Origin of the sequence: Deinococcus aerius, assembly GCF_002897375.1 — a bacterium.
In the GTDB taxonomy this organism is placed as follows: Bacteria; Deinococcota; Deinococci; order Deinococcales; family Deinococcaceae; genus Deinococcus; species Deinococcus aerius.
In genome coordinates, this window is the sequence record NZ_BFAG01000001.1 from 357,293 (window position 1) to 373,271 (window position 15,979).

The following is a 15,979-nucleotide window of genomic DNA, read 5'->3' on the forward strand; positions in this document are numbered from 1 at the left end:
CCTGGCACCGCTTCCGGCCACCGCTTTAGACTGCGCCGCATGACGCTGGCCGCCCCCCCCTCCGAGTGGTACAAGAGCGCCGTCTTCTACGAACTCTCCGTCCGCACGTTCGCCGATGGCAACGGCGACGGCAAGGGCGACTTTCCCGGCCTGACGGGCAGGCTGGACTACCTGAAGAACCTGGGCGTGGACTGCCTGTGGCTGCTCCCCTGGTATCCCAGCCCCCTGCGCGACGACGGCTACGACGTGGCCGACTACGTGGGCATCCACCCCGACCTGGGGACCTTGGACGACTTCAAGGTCTTCCTGCGCGAGGCCCACGCCCGCGGCCTGCGCGTGATCGGCGACCTGGTGACGAACCACACGTCCTCCGACCATCCCTGGTTCCAGGCGGCGCGGCGCGGCCCCACCCTGCCCGACGGCAGCCCCAACGAATATTTCGACTACTACGTCTGGAGCGACACGGGCACCGAGTACGCGGACGCCCGCATCATCTTCACCGACACCGAGATCAGCAACTGGACCCTCGACGAGCAGTGCGGCAAGTACTACTGGCACCGCTTCTTCTCCTCGCAGCCCGACCTGAACTACGACAACCCGAAGGTGCAGGAGGAGTTCTTCAGCGCCATGCGCTTCTGGCTCGACCTGGGGCTGGACGGCTTCCGGGTGGACGCGGTGCCCTACCTGATCGAGCGTGAGGGCACGAACTGTGAGAACCTGCCCGAGACGCACGCGATCCTCAAGGCGATGCGGAAGATGGTGGACGCCGAGTACCCGGGCCGCCTGCTCCTCGCCGAGGCGAACCAGTGGCCGGAGGACGTGGTGGAGTATTTCGGGACCGAGCAGGACCCCGAGTTCCACATGTGCTTCAACTTCCCGGTCATGCCCCGGCTGTACATGAGCCTGAGGCGCGAGGACACGACCTCCATCCGCGAGATCATGGACCGCCTGCCCGAGATTCCGAGCTTCGGCCAGTGGGCGACCTTCCTGCGCAACCACGACGAGTTGACGCTGGAGATGGTGACCGACGACGAGCGCGCCTTCATGTACATGGCCTACGCGCCCGACGCCCGCATGAAGATCAACGTGGGCATCCGCCGCCGCCTCGCGCCGCTGCTCGACAACGACCGCCGCCGCATCGAGCTGCTGCACACCGTTCTCCTCGCGCTGCCCGGCAGCCCCATCCTGTACTACGGCGACGAGATCGGCATGGGCGACAACCTGACGCTCTCCGACCGCAACGGGGTCCGCACGCCGATGCAGTGGAGCGCGGGCACCAGCGGGGGATTCTCCTCGGCGCCGCCCGAGCAGTGCTTCTTCCCGCCCATTCAGGACCCCGTGTACGGCTTCCAGCGCGTCAACGTGACCTCGCAGGAGCAGGACCCCTCCAGCCTGCTGAAGTGGGTCTCGCGCCAGCTTGAAATCCGCCGCGCCCACCCCGCCTTCGCGCACGGCGACCTCACCTTCGTCGAGACGGGCAATCCCGCCGTCCTCGCCTTCACCCGCCAGTACGGCGACGAGACGCTCCTGATCGTGAACAACTTCGCCGGAACCGCGCAGGCGGCCACGCTCGACCTGTCGGCGCACGTGGGGCGCAGGCCGATCACCCTGGCGGGGGGAGCCACTTCCCGGCTGTGGAGGAGGGGGGGCAGTACCCCATGATCCTGGGCAAGTACGACTACTACTGGCTCAAGCTCAGCGGGGTGAGGTAGGAGCGGTCAGCCAAAAGAAGAGGTGCCCCGGCCAAGGCTGGGGCACTCTCGCTGAAGGTTCCTCAGTCGCGGCTGCTGCCCGCGAAGCCGAACAGGCGCAGGATGAAGAGGAACATGTTGATGAAGTCGAGATACAGGGCGAGCGCGCCGTTGATCGCCGCCCGCTCGGCCATCTCACCGCTCACGCCGCTGAGCGCGAGGTTACGCAGCATCTGCGTGTCGTAGGCGGTCAGGCCCGCGAAGAGCAGCACGCCGATGACGCTGATTCCGAGCGTGAGGGCGCTGCTCACCACGAACAGGTTCACGATCATGGCGATGAGGAGGCCGATGACGGCGAACAGGAAGAAGCGGCCCATCGCGCTGAGGTCCCGCTTGATGACGAAGCCCGCCACGCTCATGGCCCCGAAGGTGCCCGCCGTGGTCAGGAAGGCGGCAGTCACGGCGGCCGGGCTGTAGACGAGGAGGAGCGAGCTGAAGGTCAGGCCGGTCAGCGCGGCGTAGGCGATGAACAGGATGCCGGCGACCGCGCTGCTCAGGCGTTGCGCGGCGAGGCTCAGCACGAAGACCAGCACGAGCTGCGCCAGGATGAGCGGCATCCGCAGGGCCATGACCTGCTCGGCCAGCCCCGCATTCTGCGCTGTCAGGTAGGCGACCCCGGCGGTGAGGGCCAGCCCCGCCGCCATCCACGAGTACGTCCGCGCCATGAAGGTGCGGACCAGATTTTCCGTCCGGGTAGCAGTCAGTTGCATACGTCTCAGGATACGGGGGAAGGGGGTGAAAAGTTCCCGGGGAGGAAGCGGTCAGCCAAAGAAGGGGACAGAGCAGCCCAGTCCTTGCCGACGGCTGACCCCTACCTTCTCACCAGCAGCGCCAGCGGGAAGTCCTCCAGCACCTTGGCGACCGGAACCTTCTCGCCGCGCACCCGGAAGCGTCGCCCCGTCAGCACGTTCTCATACGTCCCGGAGCGGGGGAGGGTGAGCTGGCGGTTGCCCCAGACCTCCCCGAGTGCCCACGGCGTCCCCTCGCGCGTCAGCGTGTACGTGAAGCGGGGCGCGACCGTCACCGCGACCTCGCCCTCACACTCCCGGGCGAAGGCGAGGAGGTACTTCCCGGCCTCCAGCGGGCGGTAGTTCCCCTCACGGAACAGGTCGGGGTGGGCAGCGCGGGCTTGCAGGGCCGCCCAGCTCACGAGCAGCTTCACGCCGCCGTCCTCGTAGCGCGAGAGGAGTTCCCCGGCCAGCCGCGAGCCTCCCTCCGGCCAGCGTTTCTCGATGCGCGCGAGCGTCCGGGTGCGCCAGGCGTAGTCCACCGGGCGGCGGTTGTCGGGGTCCACCAGGCTCTGGTTCCAGCCCTCCGAGCCCTGGTAGGTGTCGGGCACGCCGGGCGCGGTGAGGCGGACGAGGGTGGCGCTCAGGCCGTTCTGCGCCCCATACGGGCTGATGCGGGTGTGGAGTTCCCGCAGCCCCTGGGCGAACCGCTCGTTCGCCAGCAGGCTGCGCACCAGGCCGTCCAGCGCCTCCTCGTACTCCCCGTCGGGGGAGGTCCAGCTTGTGCGGAGCTTGGCCTCGCGGGCGGCCTTGAGCATGTACGCGCTCAGGCGATCCGCGAAGCCGTCCAGCCGCCCGCCCAGCGGGTAGGCCCCGAGCGCGGTCTGAAGGAGGATGTAGGTGTCCAGCGAGGTCGGCGCGGGTCCCAGGTCGAGCGGGCGCTCCAGCGAGCGGATGATCGGCGACCACGCGCTGAGGTACGCCATCCACGTCTGCGGCATCTCCGAGAGAACGCTGATCCGCGCCCGGGTGTCCTCGCCGCGCTTGGTGTCGTGGGTGCTGGAGGCGAGCATGGCGTGGGGCCACCGCTCCGCCCGCCCCCGCGCCTCGGCGTGAAAGGCCCGGCGGGAGGTGCCGAAGAGCCCGGGGTCGCCGCCCACCTCGTTCAGCGAGAGCAGCCGCGCGTAGCGGTAAAAGGCGGTGTCCTCCGCCCCCTTGGCCGTGACGGGGCCGGTGAGCTGCTGGAACTTGAGGGCGAAGTCGGCATACTGCGCCCGCGTGGCCTCGTCCGGCGCGTCGAGCCCCAGGACCGCCTCCAGGAAGTCGAAGAGGCTGGGGTCGAGGGTGCGGCCCTCGCGGCGGCTGTGCTCGCGGGCGCCCCGGATCGCCTGCTCAATCCGGGCATTGTCCCCCGGCTCGCGCGAGCCGTCCGCCCGCACGTAGGTGCGGTACACCGGGAAGGCGGCGATGACCTCGCGGATGCCCTCGCGCAGCGCCGTCAGGGTGAAGTCCCGCGAGCGCAGGTCCGCCTCGGCGATGCGCTCCAGATGCTCGGCCAGGACGTTGACCTCGCCCGGCAGCGCGACCCGCTGGATCAGGTATTTGCCCCGGTAGAGGTGCTCGTGGTAGCTGTCACGGTCCCCCGTCTGGCGGCGGTAGATCGCGGTGATCTCCTCCTCGTTGCTGCTGTCCACGAAGGTGGCGTTCAGTTGCCCCAGGAAGTCGTAGCCGGTCGTGCCGTGCACCGCCCAGTCCTCGGGCAGCCGCTCGCCGGGCTCCAGAATCTTCTCGGCGACCACGTAGAGGGGGAGGGGGTCACCCTCCGTCCACTCCTGCCCCAGCGCCCGCGCCGCCCCCCGTTGCAGGTCCCGGAAGTACCCGGCCGGGTCGTACAGGCCGTCGGTGTGGTCGAGGCGCACACCGTTCACCACGCCGCCCTTGATCAGTTCGAACAGTTTGGCGTGCGCCCAGGCGAACACCCGCGCATCCTCCATCCGCAGCGCCGCGAGGTCGTTGATGTCGAAGAAACGCCGGTAGTTGATCTGCTCGGCCGCCACCCGCCACGACGCGAGGCGGTAGTTCTGCTCCTGAATCAGGGCGTCCAGCCGCGCGGGGTCGGCGTTCACCGCCTCCACCATCCGGTCGAGGGCCTGCCGGACCCGGGGCGACGCTTCCAGCAAAGCCCCCAGCCGCCGGGTGATGACCTCCGACTCCTGCGCCCGCGCGAGGCGGTCCTCGTCGGTGAGGTCGGCGCTCGTGGAGCGGGGCAGGTTGGCTGCCGCCCGCGCGATGCTGGCGAGTTCGGCGTGGTCGTCGGCGGGAGCGGCCCCCTTCAACTCGGACGCCAGGGCCGTCAGCAACCCCGCCAGGCTGCGCGGCGAGATCGGCAAACGCCTCTCCCAGTACGTCAGGAAGAAGTGCCCGCCCCCCCGCGTCAGGTGCAGTTCGCCCCGTTCCAGGATGCGCCCGTACTGGTCGCCCAGCGTCGGCAGCAACACCTTGTTCTCCAGCGCCCGCTTGAGCGGCTGCCACGAGATGTCGAAGAAGTGCGCGTAGCGGCTCGCCTGCCCGTGGGTCAGCACGTCCTCCCAGTAGGGGTTGTGGCCGCCCTGGATGCCCATGTGGTTGGGCACAAAGTCCACGATCAGGCCCAGGCCGAGTTCCCGCGCCCGCGCCGAGAGCCGCCGCAGCCCCGCCTCGCCGCCGAGTTCGGGATTGACCTGGGCGTGGTCGGTCACGTCGTAGCCGTGGGTCGAGCCCGGCGTGCTCGTCCAGATGGGGGAGAGGTACACGTCGGTGATGCCCAGCCGCTTCAGGTACGGCAACACCCGCCGCGCCGACGCGAAGTCGAAGCCCGCGTGCAGTTGCAGCCGGTAGGTGGAGGAGGGGATGTGGGCCCGTGGGGAGGAGGGGAGAGATTCAGTCATGCCCGCGCCCCCAGCAGGACGGCTTCACCGGAGTTCAGCATCCTGTCCTCGCGGCCCTCGGAGTGGAGCAGGACGCCCGCCGGAAGGGGGAAGGGAAGGGTCAGCGTTTCGGCGGCTACGGCCTCCTGCCCGACATTCCACAGTAAGACCCTCTCGCCATCCGCCGTCTGGTGCCGCACCCAGAGCACATCTCCCTCGTTCCCGGCCCGGAGGTTGCGGCGGCTGCGGTTCCGCAGCACGGGGTCCTCCCGGCGCAGCCCCAGCACCTCGCGGTACAGCGCCAGCGTGCGGCCGTGTTCGCCCCTCTCCCGCTCAGCCCAGTCGAGCTTGGCGAGGTTGAACGTCTCCTCCGCCTGTGGGTCGAGCACTTCCTGGGTGGCGAAGGACTTGAAGTAGCCGAACTCCTTCTTGCGCCCCTCGGTCACCGCCCGGCCCAGGTCGCCCGCGTGGTCGCTGAAGAAGGGGAAGAGGGCCGACGCCGCCCACTCCTGCCCCTGGAACAGCAGCGGCGTCATCGGCAGCGTGAGGAGCAGCGTGGAGGCGCCGCGGAAGGTGGCGGGACTGACGCCACCCGGGTGGTGCAGCCGGTCCCCGCGCGGGCGGTTGCCGATCTGGTCGTGGTTCTGAATGCAGTACACGAATGAGGGAGCTTCCAAGGCATCGGCGGATTTGCCGCGCGGGTGGTCCCCGAAGGGCGTGACCTGCCCCTCGTACACCCAGCCCCGGTTGATGACATTCGCCAGGGCCGCCGCCCCCCCCTTGAGGGGCGAGTAGTACCCCTCGTTCTCCCCGGTCAGCGTGACCCGGACCTCATGGTGAAAGTCGTCCGCCCACAGGCCGTCCAGACGATCCTCGGTGACCAGTTCCGGCAGGTTGCGGTGATCCTCCGCAATGAGGAGGTGGGTGCCGCCGAGCGCGTGAACCTCGCCCGCCAGCTCGCGCAGGATGTGGACCGGGCTGTCGTCCCGAATCTCGTTCGTGGCGTCCAGCCGCAGGCCGTCGAAGCGGTAGTCGCGCAGCCACATCCGGGCGTTCCCGGTGATCAGGCGGCGCATGTGGGGCTCGGCGTAGTCCAGGCCCTTGCCCCAGGGTGTGTGGAAACGGCCAGTGAAATACTCCGGGCTGTACACCCCCAGATAGTTCCCGTCCGGCCCGAAGTGGTTGTACACCACGTCCAGAAAGACGCCCAGGCCCAGCCCGTGCGCCGCGTCCACGAACGCCATCAGGTCCTCGGGCCGCCCGTACCCGGCGTAGGGGGCGTACAGGGCCACCCCGTCATAGCCCCAGCCCCGCGCCCCGGGAAACGAGGCGAGCGGCATCAGCTCAACGGCGGTGACGCCCAGTTCCACGAGGTCGGGCAGCTTCGCCATCGCCGCGCGGTAGGTGCCCTCCGGCGTGAAGGTGCCCACGTGCAGTTCGTAGAACACGCATTCGGAGAGGGGGAGGCCGCGCCACCCGGTGTTCTTCCATTCGTAGGCGTCCAGGTCCACGACCTCCGCCTCGCCGTGCACGCCGCCCGGCAGGAAGCGGGCGTAGGGGTCGGGCCAGGCCTGGCCGTCCAGCACGAACTTGTACCGGGTGCCGACGCCCACGGGAAGAACAGTTTCAAAGATGCCGTTGCCCAGGTCGAACATGGGGGTGTCCTGGCCGTTGACCCGCACGCCCACCTCGGTCGCCGTGGTGGTCCAGACGCGAAAACGGGTGCCGCTGCGGTCCGGCAGGAGATGGGCACCCAGGCGGGTGGAAAGGGCATCGGGGGCGCCGTCCGGGGTCAAGACGTAGTGGGGAGAGGTCGTCATGCAGAACTCCTTGGAACTGCCCCCCGCGTGGGAAGGGCAGAGAACGGGTCAGCGTAGGGGGAGCGGGTCGGGCGAGGGTGAGGACGAGTTCAAGGAACCTGGGCGTCCGTTCCCGGCCTCACGAGAAGAGGGTGAAGGAAGACGTAACTCCCTTCACCCCTGCCGCCGTGCGTGGCCGTCCCAGCAAGCCTCAGTTGTGCGCGGGCTCGTGTCCAGCGTGGCGGGCGCAGCGGTACAGCTTCACGCTGCGGCCCCGCAGGGTCGTCTCCTCCCCGGCCCGCACGATCTCCCGCGCCCCGTCGTCGGCGGTGTCCACCAGCAGTTCCCAGGTGTCGCAGCCGTCCAGGTCGGGCAGCCGGAAGGGCAGGTCGATGTGCGAGGCCGAGAGCAGCAGCAGCAGGTCGTCGTCGCGCAGCGGGCGGCCCTCGGTGTCCACGTCGTCGAGCCCGTCGCCGTCGAGGAACATGCCCAGGCTCTGGGTCTGGGGGTTGTTCCAGTCCTCGTCGCTCATCTCCTGGCCGTCGAACCGCAGCCACACGATGTCGCGCACGTCCTCGCCGCGGATCGTGCGGCCCGAGAAGAACTTGCGGCGGTGCAGCGCGGGGTGGGCCTTGCGCAGCCGGATCAGCCGCCGGGTAAAGGCCAGCAGGTCGGCGTCGATGTTCGCCCAGTCGTACCAACTGATCTCGTTGTCCTGGCAGTAGGCGTTGTTGTTGCCCTTCTGGGTGCGCCCGATCTCGTCGCCGCCCAGGATCATCGGCGTGCCCTGCCCCAGCAGCAGCGTCGCCAGGAAGTTGCGCTGCTGCCGGGCGCGCAGGGCGTTGATCTCGGGGTCGTCCGTCTCGCCCTCCACCCCGCAGTTCCAGGTCAGGTTGTGGTTGTGGCCGTCCTGGTTGCCCTCGCCGTTCGCCTCGTTGTGCTTCTGCTCATACGTGACCGAGTCGCGCAGGGTGAAGCCGTCGTGGGCGGTCACGAAGTTGATGGAAGCGTACGGCTTGCGCCCGTCGTTCTGGTACAGGTCGGAGGAGCCTGTCAGCCGGTAGCCGATCTCGGACGCCAGCCCGCCCTTGCCCATCCAGAAGGCGCGCATGTCGTCCCGGTAGATGCCGTTCCACTCGGCCCAGTTCACCGGGAAGTTCCCGACCTGATAGCCGCCCTCGCCCACGTCCCACGGCTCCGCGATCAGCTTGACGCGGGAGATGACCGGGTCCTGGTGGATGATCGTGAAGAAGCCCGAGAGCTGATCCACCTCGTGCAGGCCGCGCGCCAGCGTCGAGGCGAGGTCGAAGCGGAAGCCGTCCACGTGCATCTCGGTCACCCAGTAGCGCAGCGAGTCCATGATGAGTTGCAGCGTCTGGGGGTGGCGCACGTTCAGGCTGTTGCCCGTGCCCGTGTAGTCGAAGTAGAAGCGCGGGTTGTCGGCCACCAGCCGGTAATAGGTGGGGTTGTCGATCCCCTTGAAGCTCAGGGTGGGCCCCATATGGTTCCCCTCCGCCGTGTGGTTGTACACCACGTCGAGGATGACCTCGATCCCCGCGTCGTGCAGGGCCCGCACCATGTTCTTGAACTCGGGCACCGCGCCCGCCGGGTCGCCGCGCCGCGCCGCCGCCGAGTAGCGCACGTCGGGCGCGAAGTAGTTCAGCGTCGAGTAGCCCCAGTAGTTCGTGAGCCCCTTGGCGAGGAGGAAGGGGTCGTCCACATGCTGATGCACGGGCAGGAACTCGATGGCGGTGATGCCCAGTTGCTGCAAGTAGCGCAGGATGGGCTCGGTGGCGATGCCCGCGTAGGTGCCCCGCAGCGCCTCGGGCACGTCGGGGTGTGTCATCGTCAGGCCTTTGACGTGCGCCTCGTAAATCACCGACTGGTGAAAGGGGACGTTCGGCTTCTGGTCGCCCACCCAGTTGAACATGGGGTCGATCACGATGCCCAGGGGGGCGCCGCGCTGCTCCTTCGTCTGCATCACGGTGTCCTCGCCGCCGGGCACGTAGCCGAAGACGCCCGCCTCGAAGCGCTCGGTGCCGTCCAGTGCCTTGGCGTAGGGGTCGAGCAGCACCACGTTCGGGTTGAAGCGCAGGCCCTTTTCCGGGGCGTACTCGCCGTGGACGCGGTAGCCGTAGCGCTGCCCCGGCCCGATGTTGGGCAGGTAGCCGTGCCAGACGAAGGCGGTCTGCTCGGTGATGGGATAGCGGGTCTCGTGCCCGGCCTCGTCGAAGAGGCAGAGTTCCACGGCGGCCGCGTTCTCGGAATACAGGGCGAAGTTGGTCCCCTTGCCGTCCCAGGTCGCGCCCAGGGGGTAGGGGCGGCCCGGACGCACGAGGGGTTTGGGGGACGGCTGGGTCCTCGGGGTGGGGGGAGTGGATTCGGTGGTCGTCATGCGGTCTCCACGGGCTCACGGCCCGATCTTGGCGGTGAAATCAGAAAGCGCGGGAAGGCGGCGGCTCCCCGGGGTCAACCCGCGAAGTCGCCGCCCAACTCTGGAAACGTTACCAGAAAGCTCTCATGACCCGGGCGAGATGGGTTACAGATGCCCGCCGCTGGCGGCTCTCTCAAGAATGCCGCAAGGCCGAGGTGCCCCTTAAAAGCCCAGCCGCCCGCGCGGCCCACTGAGGTGGTGCAGCCGCTCGGGCGTCCACAGCTCGTAGGCGTACATCGGGTACTGCCGCTTGAAGCGCCCCACCCGGTCCCACACCTCGCGCGACTCGAAGGGCACGACCAGGATCAGCCGGATCACCGAGTCCTCGGCGTCGTAGATGTAAAAGTCGAAGTGAAAGGCCTGCTCGTTGCCCTTATCCGTGAAAAGCGGGAAGGAGAAGGGCCGGTAACGCCACGCCTTGTTCTTCCCGGTCAGGATGCGCGCCGCCACCCGCTTGAGGGCGGAGTCGGGGAAGGTGACGGTCTCCCCGTCGCGGTCCCGGAACGTCGCGTCGGGCGGGGGCGCGTCGAGCTGCACCCGCTTGAGTTCCGGCAGGGGCTTTTTCTTCGCTGGCTTGGGCGGGGCCTGCCGGGCGGGGCCGGGCTTGAAAGGGCGCTCCCCCCCGCGGTCGTCGCGCTCGCCGGGCTTGCGGCGGGCCGGGTTGGTGGCGCCCGCACGCACCCCCGTGCGGCCCTCCTCACGTTTTGGCCGCGACTCCGCTGGTCGCCCCTCCTCGCGGCTTGGCGTGCGCTCCCGCGCGGGCCGGGTGCTGTCCCGCGTGATGCCCCCGCGCCCCTGGGCCGTGTTGCGCTTGGGCGCGCGGCCTCTTGATCCTCTTTTCGGTCCGGTCATGGGGGCAGGATAGCGGTCAGCGGTCAGCCGTCAGCGGTCGGAAAGACAAAAGCCCCAGCGGGAAGCCGGGGCTGCTCGTGGCGGAGGGCGCCCTACTTCGCCAGGCCCCGCACCACGCTCAGGTTCACAAAGCGGCTTAAGTCCGGCACGTCCCGCGCGAAACCCGCCTCCTTGTTCAGCTCGGCGTACTCGGCCAGCGTCTTCAGGTTGATGTCCCAGGTGACCCTGGTGCGGGCGAGCGCCTTGAACAGTTCGCCCGTGTTTGGGCGCTTGCCCGTGAACGCCTGAATCTGGTCCGCGATGGCCTTTTGCGCGCCCGCGTTGCTCTTCCCGATGAAGTTGATGGCGGCGAGGTGCCCGCGCAGCAGGTCTTTGACGACCTCCGGATTCTGCGCGGCAAACTTCGTGTTCACGACGAGGACGGTGGTGGTGTAGTTGCCGCCCTCCCAGATCGCCTTTTCATTGGCGATCAGCCGCGCGCCCTGCGTCTCCATGACGGCGCCCCAGGGCTCCTGCACGAGCGCGGCGTCCACCTGCTTGCTCGCAAAGGCGGCAGGCATGTTCGCCGGGTCGATGGGCACGATGGTGACGGTGCCGCCCTCATCGGTGGCCTTCAGGCCGTTCTCGTGCAGCAGGTGCCGCAGGCTGATGTCCTGGGTCGAGCCGCGCGTGGGCACGGCGACCTTCTTGCCGCTGAGGCCCTTCACGTTGCGAATCCCGCTGTCCTTGCGGCCCACGAGGACCGCCCCCGCGTTCGCCGCGCCCGCGTAGACCTGGATGGGCACCCCGCGCATGAAGGCGTTCATCGCCGGGCCGGGGCCGACGTAGGCCGCGTCGATGGCGCCCGCTGCAAACGCCTCGTTGACCTGCGAGCCGTTGGCGAACTCCTTGACGACGAGCTTCACGTTGCCCAGTTCCTTCTGGAAGAGACCGCGCTGGATACCGACCAGGCCCGCCGCGTGCGTGACGTTGGGAAAGACACCGAGCCGGATTTCCCTGGCCTGCTGGGCACTGGCGCTGCCCGCCAGGAGGGCCAGGGTGGTGAGGGAGAGGAGAGTCCGCTTCATAAAACAAAGCGTAGCAGATCAATTGAGTAGATTTGTAAACTTCTCTCCCTGGGTGGGGGAGCTGCCCCCACGGCTCACTCTCCAGGCAGCGCACGGCCCAGCAACACCAGTTGCCCCACGTGGTAGGCGTTGTGGTCCGCGACGAGCAGGAACTCGCGCAGCCACGTCTGCCCGCCCGCCCCCGGTTTCGCGCCGTTGGGCACAGGAGCGAGGAGGTCTGTGCTGGGGTCGTCCAGGAGCGCCAGCAGCGTTCCCAGGTCTTCCCGGAAGGCGTGCGCCTCGGCGTGCCAGTCCTCGGGCGTTGCCTCCCTTGCCCTGCCGGGCCAGTAGCCCTCGGGCCATTCGGGTTCCGCGTACTCCTCATCCCGCACCAAGTTCAGGATGTCGCGCTGGGTGAAGCGCAGGTGCCAGAGCACTTCCCAGGCGGAGTACGGCACGCCCTCCACGGGGTCATTGATCCGCTCCACGGGAAAGCCCTCCAGCACGTCGTCCAGCATCAGGTGCGCCTGCCGCTCGGTGAGGAGCGCGCGAACGTGGGCACGCAGGGCCGCGTCCGCCGCCTCGGTCATTCCGGCTGTCATGCCCGACTGTACCGCGCCCCGTGCTGTCTTCAGAGGTAGTCGAAGTACCGCTCGAACCAGGTCATCGTGTTGTTAAACGTGCCCGCGCATCTGCCGTAGGGGCCGTCGTAGGGGAGAGCCAACTCTTCGGGAGGAATGGCGGCAAAGCCACCCTGCTCAACCAGGGGAAGAAGCAGCGGTTCCAGTGGGCTCTGGATGGGGAGGCGTGCCCCCTGAGCCCACCTGAAGATGACGGCCATCTGCCCAAAAGAAGAGAAGCGAATGATGGCCTCCCGGTCGTCGGGAGTCTTGACATACAGATCGGCGACACAGCTCGCATCCTGGTACTGGTCGTCGTATTCGACGGGTACACACAGGAGAGCTTCAATCCGCCCTGCAAGGGTCCGCACCTGGGTCAGAAGAGCTTCCCGCTCCCGCTCGCTGAATCCCTCTGGAGCTTCCCAGTCCTGGGGATTCGGAGAGTCATACGCCATAAGCAGGGCGCGGATGTCCTCGGTCATGCCCGACTGTACCCCGCTTCGTTCCTTCCCTCGCCCTCCCCATTCCCGGCCCCGCGTACAATCTTCCGGTGACGGTCGCCGCCCCCAACCTCTCCAAACTCCTGCCGACCGCGCCGGTCGGGAACGTGTTGCTGCTGCCGCAGGTGGCCCGCGCCGCGCTCTTCGCCGCCCACCCCGGCCCCGCCGTGCTGCTCACCACGCCTGACCGGGTGGGTGTCTATGCCTCCGCTGGCGCGCTGGGGGCGCCCATCTCCGTCAATCCCGGCCTGCGCGACTGGGACGCCCGGCACGAACACGTCGTCCTCGATGTCAACACCGCGCTCGACCTGTTCCCCGCCCACCCGGAGGATCACGCGCTAAGCCTGCGCGTCGGCGCGAGCTACCCCCGCGAGGAGTTGCTGAGCCGCCTGGAACGCCTCGGCTACGAGCGCGGCGAGGAACCCGGCTTCGAGCTGCGTGGTGACACGTTGGAACTGCGGCTGGAGCCGGGGGCGGGTGTTCCGCAGGACGGCGACCCCCTCTGGATTCGCGCGGAGTTCTTCGGGGACGAACTCGACACGCTGCGGATGCTCGCCCCCGGCGATCTGATCGGCGAGAAGATCAAGACCTTCACCCTGGAGCCCACCGCCGACTACCTGACGGAAGTGAAGTGGGACGCCACGCGCCTCGACCTGCTGCCGGGCCGGGTGTTCCTCGACGCGCCGGAGTTCTACGCCTCGGCGCTGGGGCCGCTGGTGGACACCCTCTGGCCCCGGCTGCGGGAACGGGAGGTCACGAGCTTCGGCCGCGCACCGCTCGACCTCCCCGATTTCGACCTCGACCTGAAGGTGCTGCCCTTCTACCGCGCCCGCCTCTCCGACCTGGAGCGCGACGTGGACGAGTGGCGCGGGGCGGGCTACCGGGTGCTCATCCTCGTCCGGCACGACCGCACCGCGACCTACCTGGCGGAGAAGCTGCTGGAGACGCGCGAGGTGCCGTGGCTGACCATTCCGCGTGTCGAGGAGGGCCACCTCGGTTTCCTGCGCGCGGGTGGCGAGGGCGGCTTCGCCATCCCCGAACACCGCACCGTCGTCCTGACGGAAGACCTGATCTACGGCTTTCAGGGGGGCTCGGCGCTGCGCGGCAAGCGGCTGGGCGGCAAGCCCGTCACGGACGCGCTGGGCCTTCATGTCGGCGACTATCTCATCCACCCCGAGCACGGCATCGGCCAGTTTCAGGGGTTGGAGACGCGCACCGTCCTCGGCGTCACCCGCGACTACCTCAACCTGGAATACCGGGGCGGTGCCCGCCTGAGCGTGCCCATCGAGCAACTGCCCGTGCTGCGCCGTCACCCGGGCACGACGGACGACCCACCGGTTCTGTCGAGTTTCGACAAGAAGGATTGGGCGAAGGCCAAGGAAAAGGCCCGCAAGAACGCCGAGGAAGTGGCGGGCAGGCTCCTCGTGCAGTACGCGGCGCGGCAGGTCACGCCCGGCAACGCCTTCCCGCCGCAGCCCGAGTGGGACGCGCAGGTGGAGGAGAACTTCAAGTTCGATCTCACCCCCGACCAGAAGACGGCGCTGAAAGAGACGATGGCCGACCTCGAAAAGCCCAACCCCGCCGACCGCCTGATCTCCGGCGACGTGGGCTTCGGCAAGACGGAGGTGGCCCTGCGCGCCGCCCACCGGGTCATCGGGCACGGGAAGCAGGTCGCCATGCTCGTCCCCACGACCCTGCTCGCCGAGCAGCACACCTCCACCTTCGTCGAGCGGTTCAAGAACCTGCCCGTGCGGGTGGAGGGCCTGAGCCGCTTCACCGGGGACAAGCAGGCGAGGGCGATCCTGGCCGACCTCGCGGCGGGCAAGGTGGACATGATCATCGGCACGCACCGCCTCCTCTCCAGTGACATCCAGTTCAAGGACCTCGGCCTGATCATCGTGGACGAGGAGCACCGCTTCGGGGTGGGGCAGAAGGAGAAGCTGCGGGCGCTGCGCGGCCTCCCCGACGTGCCCAGGGACGGCAAGATCGAGATCCCCGAGGGCGTGAAGGCGGTGGACACCCTGGCCCTCTCCGCCACGCCGATCCCGCGCACCCTCTACATGAGCATGGTCGGCCTGCGCGACATGAGCTCCATCCAGACGCCACCCAAGGGCCGCAAGCCCATCCAGACGGTCCTGGCCCCCTTCGACCCCGTCACCGTGCGCGACGCGGTCCTCTCCGAGATCGAGCGCGGCGGCAAAGTCTTTTACATCCACGACCGCATCGCCTCCATCGGGGCGCGCAGCCTGTACCTCCGCAACCTCATCCCCGAGGCGCGCATCGGCGTGGCGCATGGCCGCATGAACGAGGAGGAGCTGGAGGAGATCATGCTGGGCTTCGCGGAGGGCGCCTTCGACGTGCTGCTCTCGACCACCATCGTGGAAACCGGGCTGGATATTCCCGAGGCGAACACCATCCTGATCGAGCGGGCCGACCGGCTGGGCCTGGCGCAGCTCTACCAGCTTCGCGGGCGGGTCGGGCGGCGGCAGCAGACCGCCTACGCCTACCTCTTCTACCCGCCGCGCATGACCGAGAACGCGCAGCGCCGGTTGTGGGCGATCGCCGACCTGCAAGACCTCGGCTCCGGCCACCTCCTCGCCGAAAAGGACATGGAGATTCGTGGCGTCGGGAACATCCTGGGCGAGGAGCAACACGGGCACGTGCAGGCCGTCTCCATCGATGTGTACACCGAGATGCTCGCGCAGGCCGTCGCCAAGCTGAAAGGCGAGAAGATGGAAACGCCCGCCAGCGTCTCCATCGACCTCCCCATCAACGCGCGCCTCACACCCGAATACTTCGACGGCAACGAGGAGGAGCGCATCGCCACCTACGGGCGGCTCTCGGACGCGCGCACCCTCCAGGCCGTCAGCCGCGTGGAGCGCGACCTCCGCAAGAAATACGGCCCGCCCACGCCCGAGGTCCAGAACTTCATCGACCTCGCCAAGCTGCGTCTCACCGCCGTCGCCAAGCGCGTCCTGAGCATCGGCGAGACGATGACGCACCTGCAAGTCACCTTCGCCTACAAGGCGCTCGACTACGACGCGCCCGGCCTGAAACGCTTCCCCCACAAGACCGAGGTGACGACCTTCCCCCCCGCCGTGAAGCTCGAAAAGCGCGGGCTGAGGCCGGACGACTACGCGCGGACGCTGATCGATCTGCTGGGGTATTTCGGGTGAGGGGAGGCTTTGGCGGGGTTACCCCTCAGTCGGCTGCGCCGACAGCTCCCCTGAAAAGGGAGCCTTGAAGCGCACGAAATGGGGGGGACGATGCCCACGGGAAGCCTCCCTTGTCAGGGGAGGTGGCCCGAAGGGCCGGACTCGCAGAGCTGCGCAGCAGAGGGGTC

Annotated in this window: 9 protein-coding genes and 1 pseudogene; 2 read left to right on the forward strand and 8 right to left on the reverse strand. The window is 68.6% G+C overall.

Going from position 1 to position 15,979, the window contains the following annotated elements:
• The first annotated feature begins 39 nt into the window (after positions 1–39).
• Positions 40–1,712: pseudogene (gene treS / locus DAERI_RS01660) on the forward strand (maltose alpha-D-glucosyltransferase).
• Between the two features lie 62 nt (positions 1,713–1,774).
• On the opposite strand, the gene DAERI_RS01665 reads toward treS, so the two are convergent.
• From DAERI_RS01665 to DAERI_RS01700, 8 genes are all read right to left on the reverse strand, one after another.
• The gene (locus DAERI_RS01665; RefSeq protein ID WP_103127729.1) at positions 1,775–2,461 is read right to left on the reverse strand and encodes a Bax inhibitor-1/YccA family protein; all 687 of its coding nucleotides are present in this window, start codon (positions 2,459–2,461) and stop codon (positions 1,775–1,777) included.
• A gap of 101 nt (positions 2,462–2,562) precedes the next feature.
• Positions 2,563–5,406: a malto-oligosyltrehalose synthase gene (treY, locus tag DAERI_RS01670; RefSeq protein ID WP_103127730.1), complete on the reverse strand. Its 2,844-nt coding sequence runs from the start codon at positions 5,404–5,406 to the stop codon at positions 2,563–2,565.
• On the reverse strand, positions 5,403–7,205 hold the full coding sequence (treZ, locus tag DAERI_RS01675; protein ID WP_103127731.1) for a malto-oligosyltrehalose trehalohydrolase: 1,803 nt from the start codon (positions 7,203–7,205) through the stop codon (positions 5,403–5,405). The genes treY and treZ overlap by 4 nt, the downstream gene beginning before the upstream one ends.
• A gap of 190 nt (positions 7,206–7,395) precedes the next feature.
• Entirely contained in the window at positions 7,396–9,579 is a 2,184-nt protein-coding gene (glgX, locus tag DAERI_RS01680; RefSeq protein WP_103127732.1) for a glycogen debranching protein GlgX, read from the reverse strand.
• A 201-nt stretch (positions 9,580–9,780) separates the two neighbouring features.
• Positions 9,781–10,470: a hypothetical protein gene (locus DAERI_RS01685; protein ID WP_103127733.1), complete on the reverse strand. Its 690-nt coding sequence runs from the start codon at positions 10,468–10,470 to the stop codon at positions 9,781–9,783.
• A 92-nt stretch (positions 10,471–10,562) separates the two neighbouring features.
• Positions 10,563–11,537, reverse strand: coding sequence for an ABC transporter substrate-binding protein (locus DAERI_RS01690; RefSeq protein ID WP_103127734.1), 975 nt, complete (start codon positions 11,535–11,537; stop codon positions 10,563–10,565).
• Between the two features lie 74 nt (positions 11,538–11,611).
• The gene (locus DAERI_RS01695) at positions 11,612–12,118 is read right to left on the reverse strand and encodes a DinB family protein (protein ID WP_103127735.1); all 507 of its coding nucleotides are present in this window, start codon (positions 12,116–12,118) and stop codon (positions 11,612–11,614) included.
• A 29-nt stretch (positions 12,119–12,147) separates the two neighbouring features.
• Positions 12,148–12,618 carry a hypothetical protein gene (locus tag DAERI_RS01700; protein ID WP_103127736.1) on the reverse strand — a complete coding sequence of 157 codons (471 nt, stop codon included), beginning with the start codon at positions 12,616–12,618 and terminating at the stop codon, positions 12,148–12,150.
• Between the two features lie 68 nt (positions 12,619–12,686).
• Here DAERI_RS01700 and DAERI_RS01705 point away from each other — a divergent pair, with 68 nt between their 5' ends.
• Positions 12,687–15,812 carry a DEAD/DEAH box helicase gene (locus DAERI_RS01705; RefSeq protein WP_103127737.1) on the forward strand — a complete coding sequence of 1,042 codons (3,126 nt, stop codon included), beginning with the start codon at positions 12,687–12,689 and terminating at the stop codon, positions 15,810–15,812.
• The last annotated feature ends 167 nt before the right edge of the window (positions 15,813–15,979 follow it).

Excerpts from the sequence above, each read along its gene's own strand:
- DAERI_RS01665 (WP_103127729.1), bottom strand. The coding sequence starts at position 2,461 with ATGCAACTGACTGCTACCCGGACGGAAAATCTGGTCCGCACCTTCATG.
- glgX (WP_103127732.1), bottom strand. The coding sequence starts at position 9,579 with ATGACGACCACCGAATCCACTCCCCCCACCCCGAGGACCCAGCCGTCC.
- treY (WP_103127730.1), bottom strand. The coding sequence starts at position 5,406 with ATGACTGAATCTCTCCCCTCCTCCCCACGGGCCCACATCCCCTCCTCC.
- DAERI_RS01690 (WP_103127734.1), bottom strand. The coding sequence starts at position 11,537 with ATGAAGCGGACTCTCCTCTCCCTCACCACCCTGGCCCTCCTGGCGGGC.
- DAERI_RS01700 (WP_103127736.1), bottom strand. The coding sequence starts at position 12,618 with ATGACCGAGGACATCCGCGCCCTGCTTATGGCGTATGACTCTCCGAAT.
- DAERI_RS01695 (WP_103127735.1), bottom strand. The coding sequence starts at position 12,118 with ATGACAGCCGGAATGACCGAGGCGGCGGACGCGGCCCTGCGTGCCCAC.
- DAERI_RS01685 (WP_103127733.1), bottom strand. The coding sequence starts at position 10,470 with ATGACCGGACCGAAAAGAGGATCAAGAGGCCGCGCGCCCAAGCGCAAC.
- treZ (WP_103127731.1), bottom strand. The coding sequence starts at position 7,205 with ATGACGACCTCTCCCCACTACGTCTTGACCCCGGACGGCGCCCCCGAT.